Genomic DNA, 23,655 nt, shown 5'->3' with positions numbered 1-23,655 from the left:
GAATAAGATGATATGAATATCATAGATCAGCCAATAAAGATTTTTAGGTGCCTATATCGGCGGTGTCTACCTCTTCCCATTCCGAACAGAGCAGTCAAGCCCGCCAGAGCCGATGGTATTGCCGTAATAGGTGGGAGAGTAGGTCGGTGCCTTTTTTTACACGGAAGCCCTTGCTGGAAACAGTCAAGGGCTTCTTTCGTTTAAATACTTCCGTATTTCCATGTACAGGCTATTGCCTATCCTCCGCATATTGGTTATCGCAGCATAGGACCGTCGGCAGTTGTTGCGCAACTCTCATTGTCCTGCAACTACGCTGTAACAGTCCCTCAGGTTTTACACTGCATTCATCATCCCGCTCATTTCATAAGCGAAATGGAAGTAAACGTTCCTTTTTCGATGAAAGGCTTACAATAGGTTGGCTAACCTGCAACATTATTATTGGACAATCGTTTGCATTCCATAATCCCTTTTTTACTTCGATTTACTATTGTATTATTGTTAAGTTAATTTAATGCATTATAAATCATACGCATGAAGATATCTTTTTGGAGCGCAAAAGCACAAGTCTGTTTATTGATGGGATTGGCTTCTCCTTTTATTTTTCAACCCACTCGAGTTGACGCTAAAGTAAGTACGATCAAATATTATAATACAATAGGTCGCGATCAAGGCAACCGTATTATCACGATTCAGAAAATTAATCCGACAACAGTCGAGATTGTATACGATAATGGTCAGCGTCTGACTTTAGATTTCTACGGTAATCATATTTTTAGGATGTTCCAGAATGTTCATGGCGGTATTATCTGTGATCCCGAAGCAAAACCCGAAGCAAAAATATTGGTAGAGCAACCTCGGAAAACGGTCACTGGGCTTGAGGTAAAGGATGAAGGTAATAAGGTCAGCATCTCCACTAACGATATTCTTTTTTCAATGGATAAACAGACTTCACAGTTTAGTATCCTCAATCGGAAAAGCAATAAAATTGTAGTTGAAAGCTTAAAGCCGATTGTTTTCGAAGAGAAACAAGTTAGCGTTGAATTGAAGGAAAATGCGGATGAATACTTTTTTGGTGGCGGCGTTCAAAATGGGCGTTTTTCACATAAGGGAAAAGTGGTTGCGATCGAAAATCAGAACAGCTGGACCGATGGTGGTGTTGCCTCTCCAACCCCTTATTACTGGTCAACCAAAGGGTATGGTTTTATGTGGCATACCTTTAAAAAGGGAAGTTATGCCTTTGGAGCCAAAACCCCTGGGACAGTAAAATTGGCACATGATACAGATTATCTGGATGTCTTTTTTATGATTAATGACGGGATAGTACCTTTGCTCAACGATTTCTATCAATTGACGGGCAACCCAATTCTTCTGCCGAAATTTGGTTTGTATGAGGGGCATCTTAATGCCTATAACCGCGATTTTTGGAAAGAAGATGAAAAGGGAATTCTATTTGAAGACGGCAAACGCTATAAAGAAAGTCAAAAGGACAATGGCGGAATCAAAGAATCGCTGAACGGTGAGAAAAACAATTATCAATTTTCGGCCCGCGCTGTAATAGACCGGTATAAAGCACATGATATGCCTTTGGGCTGGATTCTTCCAAATGATGGCTATGGTGCTGGCTATGGCCAAACGGAATCTTTAGATGGGAATATCCGAAATTTGAAAGAGTTTGGTGATTATGCACGTAAGAATGGTGTAGAAATCGGTTTATGGACACAGTCCGATCTCCATCCAAAAGATAGTATAAGTGCATTACTGCAACGTGATATTGTAAAAGAGGTTCGGGATGCGGGTGTAAGAGTCCTAAAAACGGATGTGGCCTGGGTTGGTCCAGGATACTCCTTTGGTCTCAATGGGGTCGCTGATGTGGGACATACCATGCCTTACTATGGTAACAACGCTCGTCCATTTATTATTTCATTGGATGGTTGGGCGGGCACACAGCGCTATGCCGGTATCTGGTCGGGCGACCAGACTGGAGGCGTATGGGAGTACATTCGATTCCATATACCAACGTATATCGGCTCGGGACTTTCAGGTCAACCCAATATTACATCCGATATGGACGGGATCTTTGGTGGTAAAAACTTTAAGGTCAATATTCGTGATTTTCAATGGAAGACCTGGACACCAATGGAACTCAATATGGATGGCTGGGGATCGAACGAGAAGTACCCGCATGCTTTGGGTGAGCCGGCTACTTCTATCAATCGTCTGTATCTGAAATTGAAATCTCAACTGGTTCCCTATAGTTATAGTGTTGCGAAACAAGCTGTAGATGGACTGCCTATCATTCGTGCTATGTTTTTAGAGCAAGCAAATAGTTATACGCTTGGAAAGGCAACGCAATACCAGTACCTCTATGGTCCAAATTTCCTTGTAGCACCGATTTACCAGGAAACACGTGTGGATGAGAAAGGAAATGATATGCGCAATGGTATCTACCTGCCGGATGGTGAATGGATTGATTATTTTACGGGTGAAAAATACCAGGGAGGGCGTATTATCAATAACTTTAATGTGCCTATTTGGAAGCTGCCTGTTTTCGTGAAAAATGGAGCCATTATTCCGGTGACCAACCCAAATAATAATGTGCTGGAAATCAAAAAAGATCAACGTATTTATGAGGTGTATCCTTATGGGAACTCCAATTTCGTGGAATATGATGATGATGGAAAGACAGAGGCTTATCGTTATGGTAAGGGGGCAAATACATCCATAACTTCACAGTTAAACAACAATAGAGTTGTTTTTGCGATAGCTCCAACGCAAGGCGAATTTGACGGTTTTGAGAAAATGAAGTCTACGGAAATTCGTTTCAACGTTAGCAAAGCACCGAAGAAATTGACAGTAAAGGTCAATGGGAAAAATAGCAAACTTAAAGAAGTGAATAGCATAGATGCATTTAATACTTCTGAAAACGTATATTTCTATGACGCACAACCAAACCTGAATCAGTTTGCAACCAAGGGATCTGAATTTGAAAAAGTACCTTTGGTGAAAAATCCGATGTTGCTGGTGCGACTAGCCAAACAGGATGTCTCATCGACCGCAATAGAAGTACAATTGGACGGTTTCGAATATGCTCCTGTTGACAACTATCTAACGCAGACTGGTGCTTTGACCTCACCCAAAGCTGTTATCACAGATCAAAATACACAAGCATATACCTTAACGCCAACCTGGGAAAAGGTTGCAAATGCTGATTATTATGAAATTGAATTTAATAATCTGATCTATTCGACCATCAAAGACAGTCAATTGCTATTCGAAGGATTGGCCGCGGAAACGGATTACCAGTTTAAAATTAGAGCTGTCAATAAATCTGGTGTTTCAGATTGGAGTACATTTGCCGCAAAGACAAAGGCAAACCCATTGGAATTTGCCATCGAAGGAATCAAAGCGGAGACTTCTGCGGATAACCAAGGCGGAAATGGTATCAATAAATTGTTCAATTATGATGAGGGGGATATGTGGCATACAAAATGGGGACAGACTGCGGTTCCGTTTGATATGACCTTAGATCTAAAATCCGTTAATCAATTGGATAAGTTTGAGTATCTTCCAAGAACCGATGGCGGAAATGGCATCATTTTAAAAGGAAAAGTATTCTATAGCAACGATAAGGACACCTGGACAGAAGCTGGTAGTTTTGATTGGAAACGTGATGGCGAAATGAAACGTTTTGATTTTGGAACCCATCCGGTGGCTCGATTTATCAAAATTTCAGTTTCTGAAGCTGTTGGTGGTTTCGGTTCAGGAAGAGAATTATATGTGTTTAAAGTACCAGGATCGTCAAGCTACTTACCGGGCGATATTAATAATGACCGATTGATCGATCATAATGACTTGACTTCCTATATTAACTACACGGGATTGCGACTGGGAGATGGAGATTTCGAAGGTTATGTCAGCAATGGTGATGTCAATAAAAATAATCTGATTGACGCTTATGATATTTCCAATGTTGCTGTTGTCATTGAAGGTGGTGCAAAACCAAATAAAGAAGAAAAGGTCAGTGGTAAATTAAAATTGATTCCTTCAAAAACGACCTTAAAATCGGGAGATATTGTGGAGATCAGTGTTAGTGGCGAGAATCTTAAAGCTGTCAATGCACTTAGTTTTGCTCTTCCTTACAATCAGGGTGATTTTGAATATGTCGGTATTGAGTCCTTACATTTAAAAGAGATGAACAATTATAGCAACGATCGTCTTCACACTAATGGAAGTAAGGCTCTGTATGCTACTTTTGTTAATCTGGGCAACAAGGAGACTTTGAATGGATCTGAAGTTTTATTTAAGATCAAATTGAAAGCAAAGCGTAATGTCAATTTCAATCTGAAAGCGATAGATGGTATTTTGGTTGATAAAAAGCTGAATTCCGTTACTTTCTAAATAAATAGCCTTAACAAAAAGGGGAGCCTCATAGGCTCCCCTTTTTTTGTTAATTAATGTCTAAATAGTGCAGCTAATTAGTCCAATATCATACTGAGATCCATCAGCAGGATTTCAGTATCTGCTGAGGTCACTTTCAGGTTAATTTCAGCGACATCCCATATTCCAAAGCCATCTCTGCTTTCTAATTCCTGTCCTTCGACAGTAACACTACCTTTTATTACAAAAACATATACACCATTTCCTGCCTTTTTGATCTGGTATTTTGTTTGGACGTCCTTGTCAAAATGCCCCATGGAAAACCAGGCATCCTGATGGATCCATACACCCTCGTCTTCTGGATTTGGAGAAAGAATTTGCTGGAATTTATTCTGTCTTTGTGTTATATCCAATGTAATTTGATCGTATCGGGGGCTCACATTCCGTTGATTAGGGTACACCCAAATTTGAAGAAACTTGACTACCTGATCGGTGTTTTTATTATATTCACTGTGTATGATGCCCGTTCCGGCGCTCATGACCTGAATATCTCCCTTCCGGACAATGGCTTTGTTACCCATGCTGTCTTCATGTTGCAAATCACCTTCCAAAGGGATACTGATGATTTCCATATTGTCGTGAGGGTGTTTGCCAAAACCTCTTCCTTCAGCCACCATATCATCATTTAGTACCCGTAACACGCCAAAGTGCATACGTTCGGGGTTGTGATAATTGGCGAAGCTAAACGTATGATTGCTATCTAACCAGCCATGATTTGCATGACCGCGTGTAGCCGCTTTGTGGAGGACACTATGGTTTTCCAATCTGTCTGAATTATAGTTTACAGCTTCGGCATCCAGCGTTTCAAGCGGTTCTATCTCGTCAATATCATTCTTCAAGATATCAGCTGAAGACACTGTTGATGCAAATATTCCGGAACCTAAAAGTCCCTTTTTTATAAAGTTCTGTCTGTTCATGATCTTATTATTTAGTATCCAAAATTAGCCTATTAGCCGCCGATTTCTATTGATCTAGTTCAATAAAGAAAGAGTTTTAACGGTTTTCGGCTGTTTCTCTAGGAAGCTATCGCCTGTGCTTTATTAAACGGAGAGTAAGTCTGGAAAAAGACTATAGACTTCATTTTTTAGAAGTCCACTTCCACCGCCATAATGTTTGATCAGACCAATCGGATAAGTGAGCCGCGTAAGGTGATCTGTTATTTCACGCTCTTCCTGAGGAGAGAGTCCCGAACTCAATAACAAAACATCTACAGGGACGTCAATAAGCTGTTTTTTACAGGCATCCAAATCGTATTGTATCGTTGCATTCCAGTTGGGCGTGTTTTCAATGATTCTCTTGAGCGTGAGGAGAATTTCTTCATTTTTACCAAATATGAGAAAGGTTAAGATTTTCATGATGTTCTTGTTTAAGGATTTGTCCTGATGAGCGTATTGATAATGGCATTACCCTTTAAAATTTTTGAAATGGGACATTCTTCTGCAATTTGTTGAAGGCGTTCACGGGTATCTTCTGCTAAGATTTGTCCAAAAGCTATCTCGCGATCAAAATATGTAACCACCTGTCCTTTTTCAATTTTGAGGTACATATTTGAACTGACTGAAATTTCTGGAATATCAAGCCCTTTTTTATCGATGTACATGCGTAAAGTAGCTAGGGTACAAGATACAAGCGATGAGATAAGAAGGGTGTAGGGGTCAGGACCAAGATCTTTGCCACCAAGTTTTTCAGGTTCATCCGTAATGAATTCTCCATTTCTCCATTGTATTGTGGTCTTATATTTCTGCTCAGTAATATGGCCAAGGATAGGGTTTTCCAATATATATTTCATACGGATTATTCTTTTGTTTGTAATACAACAAAAATAAGCCTGAATTGATTCATTTCCATTGATGTAGTTCAATAAATATAGTCATATTGTCTCCTGATGTTTTTTATTGGCTGATAAGATTGATGGATTTCCGCTGATGAATACACCTTATCGCCACAGAAAAAATAAAGATTGGAGTAAGTTGAATCACATAAATTTTCTTACTTTTAACAATCAAATTCACTCAATTTTTTAAAGGATTTCAATTTAATATTTCGGTTATGATGAAGAGATTTTTACTTGTCGGACTTTTTGCTGGTATAACCCATTTTATGGCTTTCTCGCAATCTCATGAACTACGTGTGGGTGTTACCTCCGGTGTGTCCAATTTTACGGGATCGGGAACCGAAGCAAAGAGTACGTTGAATGGATCTACGCAGCAGGACTATTATACCAATAATCCTTATGGAAAAAAATATGGAATCAATATTGGTGGCGCTTTAAACTACCGTTATGTTTTTGCCAACAACCTAATATTAGGTTTAGAGGGTGCATATGAACGATTGCAGACAAAGATTGATTTGGAAGGCAATGAGTTTATGAATGGAAGCCGTGGTCAGACCCGTCTAAATCAACAATTTATCAATTTTAATCCTTTTGTTGGCTATCGTGTCTTTTTTGAACCGATGACAATGGATATTCAGTTGGGTATGGATATTGCCAAAACGCTGAGCATCAAAGAAAGTGGTAGCATTGAAGATAAACAGGGGAATAAAACAAGTTTTGATCGTGATAGAGGCAAGGTTATTGATTTGGATCTACGCCCTCGTTTACAGTTTAATGTAAATTATGACCGTTATACCGTGTTTGCCGGTTATTCATGGGGCCTAAAGGACTACCGTAGTGGAATGGTGGGCGGCGATCCCGGTGTGGCACGATTAAATGTATTCCGCTTGGGTCTGCAGTATCAGCTATTAACTCCTATCTTCAAAAATGACTAAAGGCAGGTTAGAAGCATTCAGTGATGGCGTTTTGGCCATCATTATAACGATTATGGTACTTGAATTAAAAGTACCTGAAGGATTTACTTTTGCGAGCCTTAAACCATTATATCCTAAAATTATCTCCTATATCGTTAGTTTTGTTTACGTTGGACTGTACTGGAATAATCACCATCATCTCTTTCAAATTGTTCGAAAAGTAAACGGAAAAGTTCTTTGGAGCAATTTGAATTTATTGTTTTGGCTATCATTAATGCCGGTTACAACGAATTGGATCGGTGAGTCACATTTTGAAAGGGATCCTATTATCGCTTATGGCTTTGTCCTGATCATGTGTTCCATATCATATAATATCGTTGAATATTTTGTGATTCAAATCGAAGGGGAAGAATCTGCACTGAAAAAAGCGGTTAAATCGAAAGCTAAGGAAAATATTTCTACAGCGCTGTATTTTTTGGGGATAGGACTGTCTTTTATTAATCCCTATATCAGTTTGCTCATGTATGGAACAGTCGCTATTATGTGGCTTATACCTGACCGCCGTATCGAGAAAGAAATGCGGAATCAATAGTTTTGCTGCTCCAAGGCTTTCAGGATGAACTGAACGCGATCGTTTACTGTTGTTTTTGGAACCTCAATGGTTTCATAACCGAGTTTTGTATAGGTCTCTCTCATTATCTTGAAAGTGTTTTCGGCCTCCCGCCAAGTTTGTTTCCGCTCGTTGTCATTCGCATAGATCTCTGCCCAAGGCGGTAAGATAAATACTTTTTTATGATAACGTCGACCTTTTGCTTCGTGAAGCAGTTCTTCTTCGATTGCAAGACCTTCCATTGCAATATATGCCAAAGTATCTGGAATTCCACGATCAAAAAAGACGTAGTGTTGGTGATCTTGCCTCACCTGCATCAAATAGCTGGCTGATGAATCTGCCAACATGAGTTTGGCATAGTGAATTTTATTTTTCCAGGGCAGACCATCAGCATCGGCTTCCAATTGTTCTCGGATGATGCGCCGTGCATCTTCTTCCACAATGCTGAATCCCTGCTTATGTAATTCATTTAATAAGGTTGTTTTACCGACTCCAGGTCCTCCCGTCAGAACGATAAAATAATGTGTTTGATCCATAATGATTAAAATGAAGTGCTTCCCGAGATGGAAAAAATTGGATGTAAAGAATGATTGCTCGCTACGATTTTAAAAAAATTAGCTGTATTGTTTTGCGATTTTCTTTTCGGGTTCGACGTAGAATGTATATAAGAAAAATAAAAATATATATTCTAGTGGTTTCATCAAAATATAAGTCACATTTGATGCGCTGCTGGAATTAATTTTTACGGAGATATTAAAACCATATTTATCGTAGCAATATCTGACATAGCGATGTAGTGCTGGTGATAAATCGCTTAATATTTCTTCGAATGCGTTGGCCACCTGAAGCTGTCTATTGACAATGATCGTGTTGCCATGTCTTGTGCCTAACCGTAGGGGTTTAACAAGAGCGGGATCTCCTTTTGCCGCAACTGTACAGAGGTAATGGCCCTGATGATCGAGGATAGGAGGGTGCATTTTTTGTGAAAAAGCCCAAGTAGTTGTTTCTGTAAAAACTTTCACCATGGAGTCCCGATCCTGCCCCAATAGGATGAGGATGATAGTTAGTAGGAGAAAGACCGGAACAAGTAAAATAAGAGCCCATGCCGGATAATTCAGCTTTGAGGAAAGCAGGTTATTGATTTTATTGAGCGTGCTGTTGGCATAGCTTCTGTTCATAGCGTAACCCCGCTCTTCAACGATGATTTTACGGATTAGCCCAATGCCCATAATCAAGCAGCATATTGGCGTGAAAATAAAGAATAAAGTTCCTTCGTTGCCAACATACATATCCAATGTGGACGTATCGTGGTGACTGACCTGAACGAGCACAAACAGACTGATAATACTACCTATCATTAACATAATCAGCATCAGAACAAGAGGAATAGGGGGGATTTTTCGTCCCTTGAGCCAAATCGCTATTGCTGAAATATTGAATGCAATGAAATAAAATGATAGCGATACAAGGTGTTTTCCGCCGAAGGGAATATAACAATCACCATCTACGGGATCTACAGCTTGATTATATTGACTCGAGTGGAATAATAGCCCTACCCCGCTTATCATTAATGAAATCAGGTAGCCGATGATAATGGCATACTCAGCAATTGTTATTTTCCGTTGTTGTTTTTTGACAGCCGAACGAAGCAGATATACAATCCCGAACAGCGTAAGAATAATAAGGAGAAAAATGAAGATCATAATGGGGTTAGCAGTTATAATTCTAAGACGAATATCGTCAAATCATTTGTTTAATTCAGATGCAAGGCGATCAATTGTTTTTGAAATATATCCGTATAACGGATTGAAATCAATATTATTGAAGTGTTTAATAGGTCGGAATTCAAAATTTTTTCAACAGTGTAGATGCTATTAAGGTATCTATAGTGCAATGTCCAGACCAGCGTCTAATTTTTACCGAATAATCTGCTCCAAAAATTCTTTTTTTTGCTGCTTTGAGAGCTGTCTGTGGTTTCAAAATGTTTAGGGTCTGCATGGATTGTCTCTGTTTTGACATTTGGTAAAATCTCATTTTCTGGAAGTCCATTGCGTTGTTCTATTTCCTGGATCTGTTTTAATGCTGTTGTCTGATATAAAAGCGGTCCTTCTTTGTCGCAGTTAAAAAGGTTGGAGTAACTTTTTGATTCATTCAGATCAAAAGGTTGTGGTTCTACAACTTCTGTAGCTTCCAAGAGACCAAGGTTACGATCTTTGGCATATTGCAGTGCATTGAGGAAAATAGAAATACGGTTATCAGAAAATAGCGTATCTAATTCAGCCTTGATCGTCGGGTCACTTTGGTAATCTATCAACAATTGCGCGACTTTTTCTGCCGGGATAAACACACCCGAACAATAATTTTCTACAAGCCTATTTTCGATATTATTGGTTAGAAATTCTTGTTGAACAAATTGTTCCCACTTTTTGTAATAGCTGGATAAATGGTCGTTTTTGGAGAAGGACAGGGCTCCACCTCGAACATAGAAGTATTTTTCGAAAAAACCTTGGACAACAGCAATGAAAAAACCATGGGTTTTGTCAAAATAATCATTTTTGTCGGTTTCCCGGCCCGCATTTAAGGTGTCTTGGTATTTGGTTTTATAGAAGTCTTCTAGTTGGTGAATTGCAGAAACTTCCTCAATCTTTTCGGGATTTTTGAGCAAGTCAAAATACCAAGTTTCTATCTGCTGTTCTGAGATGGGGTGGTAACTAATATCATAGCCCATAATGACTGTTTTTAATCTCTTATGTTGTAATTGCTAATATATTAAAAATTAGCAATTTGTGCAAGATGAATCGCTCTAATATAGCGCTTTTTTCGCCTAAAGGGATAGGTTGATGGCACTTTTATACAGGAGGTGTGCGAGGGTGACATGTTTGCCTATTTCATGAATATTAAGTACTTTGGTCACAAACAGAATTTATATATGAAGCACTTACTATTTATTATTTTCATGTCGATGAGCTTATTTTTTACCGCTTGTCAATCCCCAAGTCCAGAGACTTTTTTCGGAAAAGTTGTTTTAAACACAAATCTTATAGCAGATTTTGCCCCTGAACGCTATGGTAAACAGCTCGAGCAGGAGACCGTTGAATTTGCGGATATGCCCTCCAGTAAGAAAGTAGGCGATGAAGCTCAAAAATCTGTCGGAATCAAGATTCAGGTTGTCGAAAAGGCCTTAAAAGATATTAAGGAACTGAATGTTTCCGATGCCGACGCGAAAGCATTGAAAGAGCAGTCGATTGCATTATTTGAAAAAGTATTGCCGGTCTATAAAAATGAATATACTGCTTATGCAAAGTTATGCGACAGCAAAGGTTCGGCAGAAGAAAAGCAGGCATTACTCCAAAAGATCGAAAAAAACGATATGCCTTCCATTAACGAGGTGTTTGACAACGTATATGCTTTAGGAAAAGCTTATGCTGAAAAACATAACCTGAATGTTAACTGGGGAAATTAAGCAGATGAAGGAAACAAGTTTATACAGAAATAAAAAGAAAACAAGTCAGCTATTGTCAATTTCGGGAGGCCTATGTTTGTTGCTTCTGGTCATTTTATTGTACAGTATCGGTTTATTTGATGGTGTATTTAAAGCCAAACCGACAGTTTTCTCTGCAGGAGCATTGCTGGTACTCTTAATTTTATTGTTTTCCAGCCTACTGAGCCTCCGGGATAAAACAGCGCAAATTGTTTTGAACGACCGCTATTTTCTTGGAAAGACAACACCCGTATCGAAAGCTTTTGGCCAAGGCGACTGGCAGGATGTCAAAAGCATCGACTTACAAAAAGTCGGTGGTGATACGATGGTCATTGTTACATTGGGTAATCCCCCTAAGTATAAAGAGCAGCTTTCGTCGCTGTTATGGAAAATGGCTTATCAAGAATCCACTCAAGAACTGTGTATCATGTATTCGTCCTCAACTATTGATTTGGAGCCCTCGGAGCTATACCAACTTTTTGTATCCTATTGGAAAGGGGCAAAAGTAATCGATAAGTAGTAAACAAATTAGGCCATTGCAGACTTTATAGCATCAATCTTCTGTTGGATGATCTCTTTTTCCAATGTTGTTTTAGCCAGGATTTTTGCTTTGTTAAAGTTTGCGATGGCTTTGTTTTTGTCCAGTTCCTTATAGAGTTCTCCCAGGAACACAAAATAAAAGTGATTGTCTTCTAGTTGTAAGGTTTTTACTTCGACTAATGCGGCATTAACACCTTTTACTTTATATAGTGCAAATATTCTATTCAATGCAGCTGCCGGGGAATAATTGACGACTAATAAACGGTCATACCATTGCAGGATTTCGGCCCATTTTTCTGGACTGTCTTCCTTTATACAATGGCATTGCGCAATCTTAGCCTCCAGATGGTAGGATGTGAGTTCGTCGCCCGATGCAGCGTTTTTCAGAAAATGAAGCCCTTGATGTATAAGTTCTTGATTCCAGCGCTCCTCATCCTGTTGCTCATACAAAATGAAATCACCTTCATTGGTCAGCCTTGCCTCGAAACGGGAGGAATGAAAACAAATCAGCGCAATAAGCGCATTGGTCTTAGGTGTATTTGTTTTTTCATAAGTCGAAAGCATTAACGCAAGGCGTAAAGCTTCAATACAGAGCTCCTTTCTTAAAATTTGATTTTGGGTTTTAGAATAATACCCTTCATTAAATAAGAGGTAAATAATATGGAGTACGTTATCGAGGCGTTTAATAATTTCTGTTTCAGGGGGCAGTTCGAGTTCGATCTTTTCTGAACGTAGTTTTTCCTTCGCTCGGAATAGGCGCTTATTGATGGTTTCTTTGTTGGAAAGAAATGCTTCGGCAATTTCTTCTATACCAAAACCACAGAGGATTCTAAGGGCAAGACCTATTTGAGCCTCACTGGCAATTGCAGGCGTGCAGATTGCAAACAGCATTTTTAATTGGCTGTCTTTGATATTTTCCTGCGAGAAATTAAAGTCGTCGAAGCTTTCCGCTTCCGGCTCTCTCTGCCGCACTTCAGGGATGATTTTATCTGTAAATATTTTATTTCTTCGAAACTGGGCCAATGTCTTTTGTTTTGCAACCGTGTACAGCCAAGCCGTAGGATTTGCAGGAACGCCTTTGGTCTGCCAAGATTCTGTGGCCAATAAGAAAGTTTCGCTGACGATATCTTCGGCGATTTCGATGTATTGGAGACCAAAACCCTTACTGATGACAGCGACTATTTTGGTAAATTCTTGCTGGAAAAGCTGTTTTAGAAAATCCGGATCCATAAGTCTAAAATAAGGGCGGCTGTGCGTGTGTACAGCTGCCCCGTATATGATTAGTTGAGCAGTGCACGTATCTCTACACTGCCGTTAAATTCGAGGATAGGACAGCCATGGGCCAAGGTTGTGGCTTCGTCAAGATCGTCTGCTGCGACGACAATAAAACCGCCGAGTCTTTCCCTAATCTCCACAAAAGGTCCATCCGTAACGATACCGCCTGGCTTTAATACCTTTCCGGCTGGCTCAAGACGGGAGCCATGATCCTTCAGTTTACCTTGCGCATCGATGTCACTGATCCAGTCGTACCATCTTTTGTTTACAGCTTTTGCTTCTTCCTCTGTCAGCTGACTTGGTTCATTGGCCCCCTGACGAAATAATAAGATGAAATCTTTCATTTTTATGGTTTAATTTATCGTATAAATTTCGACCTCGTGTTTATGAGGTTGGCTGTACTTTGTGCTGCCCAACTTTGTAGCTTCCTGCTTGTGTGCGGAAGGAAATATTGATCCTGTTATACGAATTGATCGCTGTAATGGCCAAGGTCAGGTCGATAAGTTCTTCTTCCGAAAATACAGCAGTTGCTTTCGTATAAACCTCGTCCGACACATCGCCATGCGTAATTTTCGTCACGGCTTCGGCCCATTCCAGCGCAGTACGTTCACGTTCGCTATACAGGGGGGCTTCCCGCCAGGCATCCAATAAGAACAATCGTTGTGGTTGATCTCCCGTCGCCAGTAGATCTTTTGAATGCATATCCAGACAATACGCACAGCCATTGATTTGTGATACACGGAAATAAATAAGATGCAAAAGCTCTTGTTCTATCGAACACTTGCTCAGATATGTACCTATTCCATACATTGATTTCATGGCGTTTTGCCCTTTTGCGAAAAAATTGATGCGTTGTTCCATTTTTTTATTGTTTTTAGTGTAACTGATTTACACCACAACAATGCTTGAAGTTAAAGAAATTGGACATGTTGATCTGTGTATTTTTAAATTAAGTTGTAAAGCATTGTTTTTCAATTGTTTAATTTAATTATTTCTCTAATGAAATTCTAATAATTTTCTAAAAGATCTCTAACGGATTCTAGGAGCAGGAATGTGGACCTTTGCAGGCAAAGGAGGAAAAAGAGATGAGTGTTTTTGAATTTGCCATACGATTATTTGTAGCATTACTTTTGGGGGCTGCTGTGGGAGTAGAGCGCCAATGGCGCCAGAAAAATGCGGGGCTTCGGACAAATACCCTAGTTTCGTTGGGAGCAGCAGCTTTTGTGCTGCTTTCCATAGAAATTGGCGGTGATGCTACCGGACGGATTGCTTCTTATGTGGTCAGCGGAATTGGTTTTCTTGGCGCTGGTGTGATTATGAAGGACGGTTTGAATGTGCATGGTCTAAACACGGCGGCGACGATTTGGTGTTCGGCTGCAGTAGGCGCGCTCTCCGGTCTAGGTTTGCATGCCCAAGCATTTGTCGTTGCGCTGGCTATTATTTTTACACACCTGATCTTTCGTCCAATCGGACAGAAAATGGCCTTCTTGACTTTTAATAAATCAGCAGCATCACAGACCGAATATCTACTGACCATAGGCTGTGGGATAGACATCGAAAATCATATTCGTGTTTTATTGATGCAGATGCTGAGTAGTAACGAAAAACTGTTGTTGACTTCGCTTTCGAGTGACGATACCCTCGCTACAAATGGCGTTGTCATTAGTGCCATCGTTAGAGCTATCGGTCAGCAAGACAGTCTTATCGAACGGATGGCTAGCCGATTGACCATCGAAGAAAGAGTAACAAAAATAAGCTGGGAAATTATAGGTACAGAGTCGGATCTGTAATAAGAATCGGATCTGTAATAAGAACGGGATTTACGGAAATTAACATGAAAGGGGCTATAGGGCTATGATTAAAATGAACAATAAAACAGCAAAGAATCAATTGCACAATATGATCAGTTCTAATGGAATGAATGTGGGGACCGTGACCAAGTTGCAGGGGGTGGCCAGTCAGGATGAAAAACTTGCCTGCGCGATGTTAGAAACGAGCAGAGAGGGGATTACAGACGAAATGGCTAAGGAACGTCAACAGAAATTTGGATTAAATGAAGTGAAACATCAAAAGGCCCCAAAGTGGTATGTGCAGCTATTGAAATCTTTTGCTAACCCCTTTATATATATTCTGTTATTGATTGCCACTGTTTCCTTTATCATCGATGTAGGGCTTCCAGAGGTTGGCGAACGAGATTATAAAACAGTTGTTGTGGTGTCCATTATGATTTTGGTCAGTGCGCTGCTTCGTTTTGTACAGGAGTATCGAAGTAATGCCGCTGCAGAAAAATTAAAAAGTATGGTCAAAACTACGGCGACGGTATTGCGGAAATTTAAAGGGAAAAGAGAGATTCCTATCGTTGAACTGGTGCCGGGAGATATTGTATACCTTTCTGCCGGGGATATGATACCTGCAGATTGCCGTATCGTTCAAAGTAAAGACCTTTTTGTGAGCGAAAGCATGTTGACAGGTGAGGCGCTTCCTGTAGAGAAGAATTATTTGCCCATCCGGAATGCGGCGGACAAATCACCTATTGAACTTTGTAATATTTGTTTTATGGGAACCAATGTTGTTAGTGGATCGGCGACAGCCGTGATTGTAACGACAGGAAGTTACACCTATTTTGGGAGTATCAGCAAATCGATTACCGGCGAACGTCCCGAAACAAGTTTTGATAAGGGTATAAATAAGGTGAGTTTTTTATTGATCCGTTTTATGCTGGTCATGGTTCCGCTGATTTTCTTGATCAATGGATTGATGAAAGGGAACTGGACGGAAGCGCTACTTTTTGCCATTGCTGTCGCTGTAGGTTTAACCCCCGAAATGCTGCCCATGATTGTAACCGCTAACCTGGCAAAGGGTGCTGTCAATATGAGCAAGCGTAAAGTCATCGTCAAGCGGTTAAATTCTATCCAGAATATAGGTGCCATGGATATTCTGTGCACCGACAAAACAGGGACATTGACATTGGACAAGATCGTCATGGAAAAACATCTTAATGTGTATGGGGTCGAAGATGATGAGGTGCTCAAATGGGCCTATCTCAATAGTTTTCATCAGACTGGTCTCAAGAATTTGATGGATAAGGCTGTGCTGGAACATGCCGAATTGCACGATTACTTGAAAGTGGAAGATCAATATCTGAAAATTGACGAGATTCCATTTGATTTTCAGCGACGACGAATGTCTGTGGTCCTCAAACAGCATAATGGTAAACATCTGTTGATCTGTAAAGGGGCCGTAGAGGAAATGCTTGAGCTTTGTACACATGCTTTTGATCCGGGAGATGACCGTAGCCTGCATGTCGAAAATGACCGTACTGTACCGATGGACGATACGATGCGTAAAATTGTATTGAAAACATCCAGAAAGATGAATGAGGAAGGGCTGCGTGTTTTATTGGTTGCGATCCGCGAATTTGACGGTGCTCACCCCTTGACCTATGCTGTTGCAGATGAAGAGAAGTTAACTTTAACCGGTTTCATCGGCTTTTTGGATCCGGCCAAACCATCTTCACAGCCGGCCATTGAAGCCTTACAAAAATTGGGAATCGGGATCAAAGTGTTGACTGGAGATAATGAGATTATCACACGCAAAATTTGTATGGATGTCGGCATTCCGGTGGATCGGATTGTCAATGGAAATGAGTTAGATCGCATTCCGGATACCGAGCTAAATCAATGTGTTGATGAGGTATCGGTATTTGCAAAGTTGAGCCCTCTCCAAAAAGTTCGTGTTGTAAAAGCATTGCGGGATAAAGGACATACGGTTGGATTTATGGGCGATGGTATCAATGATGCAGCGGCACTTAAGGAAGCGGATGTGGGTATCAGTGTGGATACGGCTGTTGACATTACCAAAGAAAGTGCCGATATCATTCTGCTGGAAAAAGATCTCATGGTGCTGCGCAAAGGGGTTATTTATGGACGTCGAACTTTTGGCAATATCATTAAATATATCAAGATGACGGCAAGCAGCAATTTCGGCAATATGTTCAGTATGCTTGGGGCCAGTGCTTTTCTTCCCTTTCTACCGATGTTACCCGTGCATCTGCTTATTCAAAATCTACTCTACGATATATCGCAGGTATCTATTCCTTGGGACAGTATGGATGAGGAATTTATCGTCGAGCCAAAGAAATGGGACGCTGGTAGTGTCTCCAAGTTTATGTTATTTATTGGCCCTATAAGTTCATTGTTTGATTTCGCCACTTTTGCAGTATTGTTTTTCGTGTTCAAGGCCAATACGGTATCGGATCAAACACTCTTTCAGACTGGTTGGTTTGTAGAGGGATTGCTTTCACAAACATTAATTATCCATATGATAAGGACCAAAAAAATACCCTTTATTCAAAGCTGGGCTGCTGCACCGGTTGTTGCCTTGACGAGTTTAATTATGATTATTGGTGTCGTTTTGCCGTTTACGCCATTTGCCGCTGCCTTAAAAATGGAAGCACTGCCTCTGACTTATTTTCCATGGCTTATCGGCATTTTGGTCTGCTATTGTTTACTTACACAGTGGGTCAAGAATTGGTTTATCCAGAAATTTCATACCTGGTTATAGTTTTAAATTATTGGAGTAAAATGCTGAAATTCATCAACAATAATGTTAATTTTAGACAAATTACTCCAATGAAACTTATAACATATACCCTTGCTATCGCTGGATTGGGCCTGATGGCTTCCTGTGGATCGGGAACTCATAACAGACAATCTGCTGCTGATACTGCTGTGAATGAAAAATTTAAATCGTATGAAGACCGTTTTATTCAGCAGCTTTGGAAAGAAAATCCGGAATGGGCTACCCAAGTAGGGGTCCATCAGTATGATTCCTTGTTGACAATTCCGGATGCCAATACGCGAAAACTACGTCTGGAGTTTTCGAAAAGACATTTGGACAGCCTCAAAAGTTTTGATCTGAGCACCTTGAATCTTTCTCAGCAAACAGATTATCATCTGATTCAAAACTATCTTGAATCCAATGTTTGGTCTATTGAGAAAGAGCGCGCGTATGAGTGGAATCCTTCTTCGTACAATGTTGGGGGGACGATCGCTTTTATGCTAGCCGAGAATTATGCACCATTATCGACCCGACTTAAAGCTATTTATCAACGTTTGATGAAGATTCCGGCCTACTATGAGGCCGCGAAAGGACAGCTTAAAAATCCGGCCTTGGTATTGACCGATTTGGCAATTCAACAGAATTTGGGCGGTTTATCTGTTTTTGAAAGCGATTTGCGGGATTCACTAAAAAAATCCGATCTGCCGGCTTCAGAAAAGGATGCCATCCAGAAGGCTTCGCAACAAGCTATTGCGGCGATCAACGGATATGTTCAATTTTTAAAAGTGACACCGAATCCTTCTCCGCGAAGTTTTAGATTAGGAAAAGAACTTTACGACAAGAAATTTGATTTCGATATCCAATCGGGTTCAACGGCCGAACAGATTTATCAGGCCGCTCTAGCAAGAAAAAGCTATTTACACGGAGAGATGTATAAAATCAGTAAAGAGCTGTGGCCTAAATATTTTGGAAAATCATCCTTGCCGTCAGATAGTTTGCTTGTCATTCGAAAAATGATCGACACCCTGTCTGTCAAACATGTTAAAGCAGAAGAGTTTCAATCCGCTATCGAAGCACAGATACCTAAGCTGGTAGCGTTTGTCAAACAAAAGGATTTATTGTACATCGATGATAGCAAGCCGCTTGTGGTGCGCAAAGAGCCTGCTTATATGGCTGGTGTTGCGGGAGCTTCAATCAGTGCACCTGGTCCATACGATAAAGGTGGGAATACCTATTACAATGTGGGCAGTCTAACAGGCTGGACCAAAGAGGCAACGGAGAGTTACCTCCGGGAGTATAACCATTATATCTTGCAAATACTCAATATCCACGAAGCTATTCCGGGCCATTATACCCAATTGGTGTATGCAAACCAATCGCCGAGTCTCATCAAGAGTATTTTAGGTAATGGTGCAATGATTGAGGGCTGGGCTGTCTATACCGAACAAATGATGCTCGAAAACGGTTACGGTGACAATGCTCCTGAAATGTGGTTGATGTGGTACAAATGGCATCTGCGTACCGTGTGCAATGCTATACTCGATTATAGCATCCATGTGAAAAATATGAGTGAAAAAGACGCTATGCATTTGTTGGTTGATGAAGCGTTTCAACAACAGGCCGAAGCAGCCGGTAAATGGAAACGTGTGTCTGTGAGCAGTGTGCAGCTGACGTCTTACTTTACGGGATATAAAGAAATTTATGACCTTAGGGAAGCTGTAAAACAAAAAGAAGGGAAACAGTTTAATTTGAAGGCGTTCAATGAAAAATTCCTGAGTTTTGGTAATTCACCCGTGAAATATATTCGGGAAATGATGTTAAAATAATTATAAGGAATTCGAGCAATGATAAAGCCACTCAGAGGAGTGGCTTTATTGTTTATCATAGTTTATTGCTCAATGGCGACATCAGCAGTTACCTTGGCAAATTTGTTTCGATAATCTATTGGTGTAAGGCCTGTAATTTTTCGAAAAATATCCCGAAAGGCTTTTGTATCGGTATAGCCTACATCAAACATCACCTCAGAAACGTTTTTTCGTGATGCTTCGAAGAATTTTTTTGCAGCTTCGATGCGTACGCGTTGGAGGTATTCGACAGGCGTGTTGTTGGTTGCTTCTTTGAATCTCCGTTCAAATGTTCGCCGCCCAATATTGACATGATTGGCCAGTTCTTCGACTGTAATTTTCTCCTCGTACTTCTTCTCGATATAGTCTTGAGCTTGTTGGATATCCAGATCAGCATGATTACGTTGACCTCTGAATATGGCGAATTGCGATTGATTATCCCGGCTGATATCCAGTGCAAAATATTTGGCTATGAGTACGGCTGTTTCCCTGTCGGAATACTTTTCCACTAAATAGAGTATCAGATTCCATAAGCTGCTCGCGCCACCACTGCTGTAGATGTTTTCATGTTCAGTGATCACAGCGCCATCCTCAATTTCAATGTGAGGGTATTTTTCCTTGAACTCTTCAATATGTGCCCAGTGTGTCGAACATTTTTTTCCATCTAAAAGACCTGTCTCAGCGAGCAGGAAAGCACCCACGCATAGACTGGCAAGACTAGCCCCTTTGTGGTACAGTTTTGTGAAATAAGGGATCGCTTCGGCATTATCGCGTATTCCTTTTTCTATGTTGCCAAAAATAGGCGGTATAATAAGCAGATCTGTTTTCTGAACGTCCTGTAGTAGCCGGTTTGTCTTGATGGTATACTCCCCACTATTGGCCGGAACGTAAGTCGTTAAACCTACATATTCGACTTCAAAAATAGGCTGTTTTCCAAAGGCCGTTAGAAATTCATTGGCCGTATGAAAGGTTCTGAACGCAGGGGTAATACCTTCGATAGTGCCGTATTCGGGAACAAAAACAGAGATTTGCATATCATTTTTGGTTTATGATATAAAGGTACAAATAGTTTTTGTCGTAATCTACCCCTAAAGTTGTCGTCTTTGCAACAGCCGCAATGTTGTGATCCTTTGCATCTTTGTTATATCAATATAAACAATAGAAAAACAATGGAAAGACAGACAAAAATTACAGTTGAAGCAACGATTAATGCTCCTGTAGAAAAAGTATGGAAATTATGGAACAGTCCAACGGATATTATGCGATGGAACTCGGCAGACCCGAGCTGGCACTGCCCAAGCAGTGAAAATGATCTTCGCGTGGATGGTACTTTTAAAAATAGAATGGAGGCAAAAGATGGAAGCTTCGGATTTGACTTCGAAGGAACCTACCATACGGTAAATTTATACAAGGAAATTGCATATACCATGGCTGATGGAAGAACTGTAAATATGCTTTTTTCGGAAGTGGAAGGGAAAACCAGTGTGATTACAGTTTTTGATGCGGAACAGGAAAATGATCCTGAATTCCAAAAATCGGGCTGGCAGGCTATTCTAAATAACTTCGTAAACTATGTAGAATCTGCGAATTAGTAATTCTTGGGTTCAAGGCTGATCATCACTGAAATTATACATTTATACAAACGACTTATACAATGAAAAAGAACAAGATTGCTTTTTGGATAGCAACGGTATTTATAGTTCTCTGGGAAGGACTGATGCCACTTGGAACACTGTTATTTGCGCCGCAATATATCAATGCAGGTACAAAACCATTGGGATATCCCGACTATTTTGCCTATGCTTTAATTATCTGTAAGCTGTTGGGCGTTATCGCAATTGCAGTACCGCAGGTTCCGACCAAATTAAAAGAATGGGCCTATGCTGGATTGACATTCAATTTAATATTTGCTTTTATTAGTCACGCATGTGTTGACAAAAATGCAGCATTTATGGTGATGCCCATTTTAGTATTGGGGATACTTGCTGTTTCTTATTTCTATCAGGCCAAGATTACTCGTTTAAGCAACAAAGAGACAGCTGGTACAGGAGCATATCATCAGACTTCAGTAGTGTAGCAAGTTTACCGGATTGTATTGGACTGAAAGAATGTACTGAAAGAATGTACTGATAGCGAGTAAAAACAAAAAATAAGCAATGGTTATTCACTTATAAACAATATAGATATGAAAACGAATCATATTTCATTACATCGAATTATTCAGGCGAGTCCTGAAAAGGTGTTCCGTGCTTTCGCAGATCCGATAGCACATGCCAGCTGGCTGCCTCCTTATGGTTTTGTCTGTACAGTACAGCAAATGGATTTTAAAGTAGGCGGAAGTTTCAAAATGACTTTCATTAATTTTAGTACCGGTCATAGCCATTCTTTTGGTGGTGAGTACCTTGAGATTGAACAAGATACCTTTATCAAGTACGTGGATCGATTTGATGATCCCAATTTACCGGGTGAAATGACTACGACTGTTTCCTTGCGTAAAGTGATCTGTGGTACAGAGCTTAAGATTGAACAGACTGGAATTCCTGAGGTTATTCCTGCCGAGATGTGCTACCTTGGATGGCAAGAGTCGTTGGAAAAAATGAGAAAACTTGTAGAGCCTGAAATACCGGATGCATAGCCAATTGATATGATGTTAGTTCAGCCAATGGAACGCTTGCAAAGCGGAATTTTCATTACATTCTCAGGAAATTGTAGAGCGGCACTTACGTTTTATCAGACCTGTTTTGGGGGAACGTTACATTTTGATATGTTCGACGAACCCTTGCAGGGCTGTGCTGAAATGCCTGTAGTGAGTGCCACTCTTATTTCCGGGCGTATCGCAATTTACGGCTCTGATTTGGTGCACAACGAGGGGCGGAGAGTGGGAAACTACGTCGCTGTGTTTTTGCCCTGTCGGGATATTTCCGAGCGTGGGGAATTGATTGAAAGACTTACATCCCAACAAAAAAGAAGAATAGATTTTGATAAGCAGCAGAAATTTATTGAAGTAACTGATTTGTTCAATGTGCGCTGGGTTCTGGGAATTTAGATTCCGCTTTCCTATACATTTGTTTTTTTTGATAAAAAAAAGCAAATTGGACTTAAAATCAGTGCTATGATCTTTGTAGAAAATGAGTTTGCCCCTTTAAAGAAAGTTATTCTTACGGTTTCTGAATTTGGCTTTCCGGAAATGATGAAGGTTGAAGATCTTCGGTTTTTATCTTCCACTGCGCTGGAGGGTGACGATGCCAATGCCGGAAAAGATTTTGGAGAAGTGTATCCCGAATTGCAAAAGGCATGGGAACAAGAGCGCCATAATTTTGCTTTGCTGTTGGAGAAATATGGCGTTGAAGTGTTGCGGCCACGTAACCTAACAACACTTGAAAAAGTGTCCGGAGGAGAACACGGTTATTCTAATTTCTTTGTCCGTGACCCATTTTTCACCATCGGAAATGCCGTTATTGAGGGGTCAATCCGTTTTATGCAGCGGCGCAATGAAATATGGCCCATTCGCGATCTGTTGGAACGTGAAGTTTATCAAAGTGACTGCCTTTATGTGGCAGCGCCAAGACCCGCCATGGCGGAGCAGGAGGAATTGGCCTTATGGCATGGCCCTTTTCTAGAAGGAGGCGACATCCTGGTATACGGTAAACATATTTTTGTCGGCAACTCTGGGCTTTCTTCAAACAGCCTTGGGATTAAGTGGCTCTCTAAACTATTACAGCCTTATGGTTATCAGGTTGAAGAAGTGAAACTTCATCCTAATATACTTCATTTGGACTGTGCACTAGGACTGATCCGCGAAGGATTGATGATCGTTTGTGAGGAAGCGCTACCCTATGGGATACCCCAAAAACTGAAAACATGGGACAAAATTGTGGTCAATTTGAATGAGGCGAGCTTGCTAGCAACGAATGGTCTACCTATTAATCCGACAGTCTATGTGACAGATCCTGTGTTTGGCTATATTGGAGATAAGCTCTCCGCTTGTGGTGTCCATGTTGAATACGTTGATTTCCAGATCAGCCGTAGTTTTGGCGGATCCTTTCGATGTAGTACACAGCCATTATTGCGAAGTTTTTAGTAGATCTTTTAATGCTATCTGAGCCGCTTGGAGACTCATCTTTTTAGGGTATTTGTCCAAAAGCAAAAACAGTTTTTTT

General features: G+C 40.5%; 23 protein-coding genes and 1 rRNA gene. 14 read left to right on the top strand and 10 right to left on the bottom strand.

All coding sequences use genetic code 11. From position 1 onward, the window contains the following. Window positions 1-43 precede the first annotated feature (43 nt). Together rrf and GVK91_RS24465 are read left to right on the top strand one after the other, a co-directional pair. A 5S ribosomal RNA gene (gene rrf / locus GVK91_RS24470) occupies window positions 44-155 on the top strand. Window positions 156-531: 376 nt separating this feature from the next. Next, on the top strand, window positions 532-4,398 hold the full coding sequence (locus GVK91_RS24465; RefSeq protein WP_200845695.1) for a TIM-barrel domain-containing protein: 3,867 nt from the start codon (window positions 532-534) through the stop codon (window positions 4,396-4,398). Window positions 4,399-4,475: 77 nt separating this feature from the next. On the opposite strand, the gene GVK91_RS24460 is transcribed toward GVK91_RS24465, so the two are convergent. The 3 genes from GVK91_RS24460 to GVK91_RS24450 form a co-directional block, all read right to left on the bottom strand. Further along, window positions 4,476-5,354 carry a pirin family protein gene (locus GVK91_RS24460; RefSeq protein ID WP_159731751.1) on the bottom strand — a complete coding sequence of 293 codons (879 nt, stop codon included), beginning with the start codon at window positions 5,352-5,354 and terminating at the stop codon, window positions 4,476-4,478. A gap of 123 nt (window positions 5,355-5,477) precedes the next feature. Then, window positions 5,478-5,792, bottom strand: a complete 315-nt coding sequence (locus GVK91_RS24455) for a hypothetical protein (RefSeq protein WP_153845122.1) — start codon at window positions 5,790-5,792, stop codon at window positions 5,478-5,480. Between the two features lie 11 nt (window positions 5,793-5,803). Then, window positions 5,804-6,226 carry an OsmC family protein gene (locus GVK91_RS24450; RefSeq protein WP_153845123.1) on the bottom strand — a complete coding sequence of 141 codons (423 nt, stop codon included), beginning with the start codon at window positions 6,224-6,226 and terminating at the stop codon, window positions 5,804-5,806. A 260-nt stretch (window positions 6,227-6,486) separates the two neighbouring features. Here GVK91_RS24450 and GVK91_RS24445 point away from each other — a divergent pair, with 260 nt between their 5' ends. Both GVK91_RS24445 and GVK91_RS24440 read left to right on the top strand, forming a co-directional pair. After that, window positions 6,487-7,206 carry an outer membrane beta-barrel protein gene (locus GVK91_RS24445; protein ID WP_153845124.1) on the top strand — a complete coding sequence of 240 codons (720 nt, stop codon included), beginning with the start codon at window positions 6,487-6,489 and terminating at the stop codon, window positions 7,204-7,206. Beyond that, window positions 7,199-7,777 (top strand): TMEM175 family protein, encoded by a 579-nt coding sequence (locus GVK91_RS24440; protein ID WP_153845125.1) that lies wholly within the window; start codon window positions 7,199-7,201, stop codon window positions 7,775-7,777. The genes GVK91_RS24445 and GVK91_RS24440 overlap by 8 nt, the downstream gene beginning before the upstream one ends. On the opposite strand, the gene GVK91_RS24435 is transcribed toward GVK91_RS24440, so the two are convergent. From GVK91_RS24435 to GVK91_RS24425, 3 genes are all read right to left on the bottom strand, one after another. Continuing rightward, on the bottom strand, window positions 7,771-8,331 hold the full coding sequence (locus tag GVK91_RS24435) for an AAA family ATPase (protein ID WP_153845126.1): 561 nt from the start codon (window positions 8,329-8,331) through the stop codon (window positions 7,771-7,773). The two genes, GVK91_RS24440 and GVK91_RS24435, sit on opposite strands and share 7 nt — an antisense overlap. A 78-nt stretch (window positions 8,332-8,409) precedes the next feature. After that, window positions 8,410-9,498, bottom strand: a complete 1,089-nt coding sequence (locus GVK91_RS24430; RefSeq protein ID WP_153845127.1) for a DUF6688 family protein — start codon at window positions 9,496-9,498, stop codon at window positions 8,410-8,412. A gap of 206 nt (window positions 9,499-9,704) precedes the next feature. Further along, the gene (locus tag GVK91_RS24425) at window positions 9,705-10,523 is read right to left on the bottom strand and encodes a hypothetical protein (protein ID WP_153845128.1); all 819 of its coding nucleotides are present in this window, start codon (window positions 10,521-10,523) and stop codon (window positions 9,705-9,707) included. 201 nt (window positions 10,524-10,724) lie between these two features. Here GVK91_RS24425 and GVK91_RS24420 point away from each other — a divergent pair, with 201 nt between their 5' ends. Together GVK91_RS24420 and GVK91_RS24415 are read left to right on the top strand one after the other, a co-directional pair. Next, window positions 10,725-11,258: a hypothetical protein gene (locus GVK91_RS24420; RefSeq protein ID WP_153845129.1), complete on the top strand. Its 534-nt coding sequence runs from the start codon at window positions 10,725-10,727 to the stop codon at window positions 11,256-11,258. Continuing rightward, on the top strand, window positions 11,239-11,796 hold the full coding sequence (locus GVK91_RS24415; RefSeq protein ID WP_153845130.1) for a hypothetical protein: 558 nt from the start codon (window positions 11,239-11,241) through the stop codon (window positions 11,794-11,796). The genes GVK91_RS24420 and GVK91_RS24415 overlap by 20 nt, the downstream gene beginning before the upstream one ends. 8 nt (window positions 11,797-11,804) lie before the next feature. Here GVK91_RS24415 and GVK91_RS24410 read toward each other — a convergent pair whose 3' ends face one another. From GVK91_RS24410 to GVK91_RS24400, 3 genes are read right to left on the bottom strand one after another with little or no spacing between them, the layout of a single operon-like run. Then, complete coding sequence (locus tag GVK91_RS24410) at window positions 11,805-13,046, bottom strand: RNA polymerase sigma factor (protein ID WP_159731749.1); 1,242 nt, start codon at window positions 13,044-13,046, stop codon at window positions 11,805-11,807. 50 nt (window positions 13,047-13,096) lie between these two features. After that, window positions 13,097-13,435 carry a YciI family protein gene (locus tag GVK91_RS24405; protein WP_075993946.1) on the bottom strand — a complete coding sequence of 113 codons (339 nt, stop codon included), beginning with the start codon at window positions 13,433-13,435 and terminating at the stop codon, window positions 13,097-13,099. A gap of 40 nt (window positions 13,436-13,475) precedes the next feature. Next, the gene (locus tag GVK91_RS24400) at window positions 13,476-13,952 is read right to left on the bottom strand and encodes a carboxymuconolactone decarboxylase family protein (protein ID WP_153845133.1); all 477 of its coding nucleotides are present in this window, start codon (window positions 13,950-13,952) and stop codon (window positions 13,476-13,478) included. Window positions 13,953-14,176: 224 nt separating this feature from the next. On the opposite strand from GVK91_RS24400, the gene GVK91_RS24395 reads away from it, so the two are divergent. The 3 genes from GVK91_RS24395 to GVK91_RS24385 all read left to right on the top strand — a co-directional run bounded on the left by GVK91_RS24395 (window position 14,177) and on the right by GVK91_RS24385 (window position 19,477). Next, window positions 14,177-14,881, top strand: coding sequence for an MgtC/SapB family protein (locus tag GVK91_RS24395; protein ID WP_153845134.1), 705 nt, complete (start codon window positions 14,177-14,179; stop codon window positions 14,879-14,881). 73 nt (window positions 14,882-14,954) lie between these two features. Next, window positions 14,955-17,654 (top strand): magnesium-translocating P-type ATPase, encoded by a 2,700-nt coding sequence (gene mgtA, locus GVK91_RS24390; protein WP_159731747.1) that lies wholly within the window; start codon window positions 14,955-14,957, stop codon window positions 17,652-17,654. A gap of 68 nt (window positions 17,655-17,722) precedes the next feature. Continuing rightward, window positions 17,723-19,477: a DUF885 domain-containing protein gene (locus GVK91_RS24385; protein WP_159731745.1), complete on the top strand. Its 1,755-nt coding sequence runs from the start codon at window positions 17,723-17,725 to the stop codon at window positions 19,475-19,477. Between the two features lie 62 nt (window positions 19,478-19,539). Here the strand turns inward: GVK91_RS24385 and GVK91_RS24380 are convergent, their stop codons facing one another. Continuing rightward, window positions 19,540-20,529 (bottom strand): GlxA family transcriptional regulator, encoded by a 990-nt coding sequence (locus GVK91_RS24380; protein ID WP_088162733.1) that lies wholly within the window; start codon window positions 20,527-20,529, stop codon window positions 19,540-19,542. A 135-nt stretch (window positions 20,530-20,664) separates the two neighbouring features. Between GVK91_RS24380 and GVK91_RS24375 the strand changes: the two genes are divergently transcribed. The 5 genes from GVK91_RS24375 to GVK91_RS24355 all read left to right on the top strand — a co-directional run bounded on the left by GVK91_RS24375 (window position 20,665) and on the right by GVK91_RS24355 (window position 23,576). Next, complete coding sequence (locus GVK91_RS24375; protein ID WP_159731743.1) at window positions 20,665-21,087, top strand: SRPBCC family protein; 423 nt, start codon at window positions 20,665-20,667, stop codon at window positions 21,085-21,087. A gap of 62 nt (window positions 21,088-21,149) precedes the next feature. Beyond that, window positions 21,150-21,572 (top strand): DoxX family protein, encoded by a 423-nt coding sequence (locus GVK91_RS24370; protein WP_145330114.1) that lies wholly within the window; start codon window positions 21,150-21,152, stop codon window positions 21,570-21,572. Window positions 21,573-21,680: 108 nt separating this feature from the next. Next, entirely contained in the window at window positions 21,681-22,130 is a 450-nt protein-coding gene (locus GVK91_RS24365) for an SRPBCC family protein (RefSeq protein WP_145330116.1), read from the top strand. Window positions 22,131-22,139: 9 nt separating this feature from the next. Continuing rightward, window positions 22,140-22,541, top strand: coding sequence for a glyoxalase/bleomycin resistance/extradiol dioxygenase family protein (locus GVK91_RS24360; protein WP_182330823.1), 402 nt, complete (start codon window positions 22,140-22,142; stop codon window positions 22,539-22,541). A 66-nt stretch (window positions 22,542-22,607) separates the two neighbouring features. Continuing rightward, the gene (locus GVK91_RS24355) at window positions 22,608-23,576 is read left to right on the top strand and encodes a dimethylarginine dimethylaminohydrolase family protein (protein WP_159731741.1); all 969 of its coding nucleotides are present in this window, start codon (window positions 22,608-22,610) and stop codon (window positions 23,574-23,576) included. The last annotated feature ends 79 nt before the right edge of the window (window positions 23,577-23,655 follow it).

The organism is Sphingobacterium sp. 18053, from assembly GCF_902706145.1.
GTDB classification, from domain to species: domain Bacteria; phylum Bacteroidota; class Bacteroidia; order Sphingobacteriales; family Sphingobacteriaceae; genus Sphingobacterium; species Sphingobacterium paramultivorum.
Note: the sequence above shows the minus strand (reverse complement) of the source record. Positions and strands in the feature narration are given on the sequence as shown.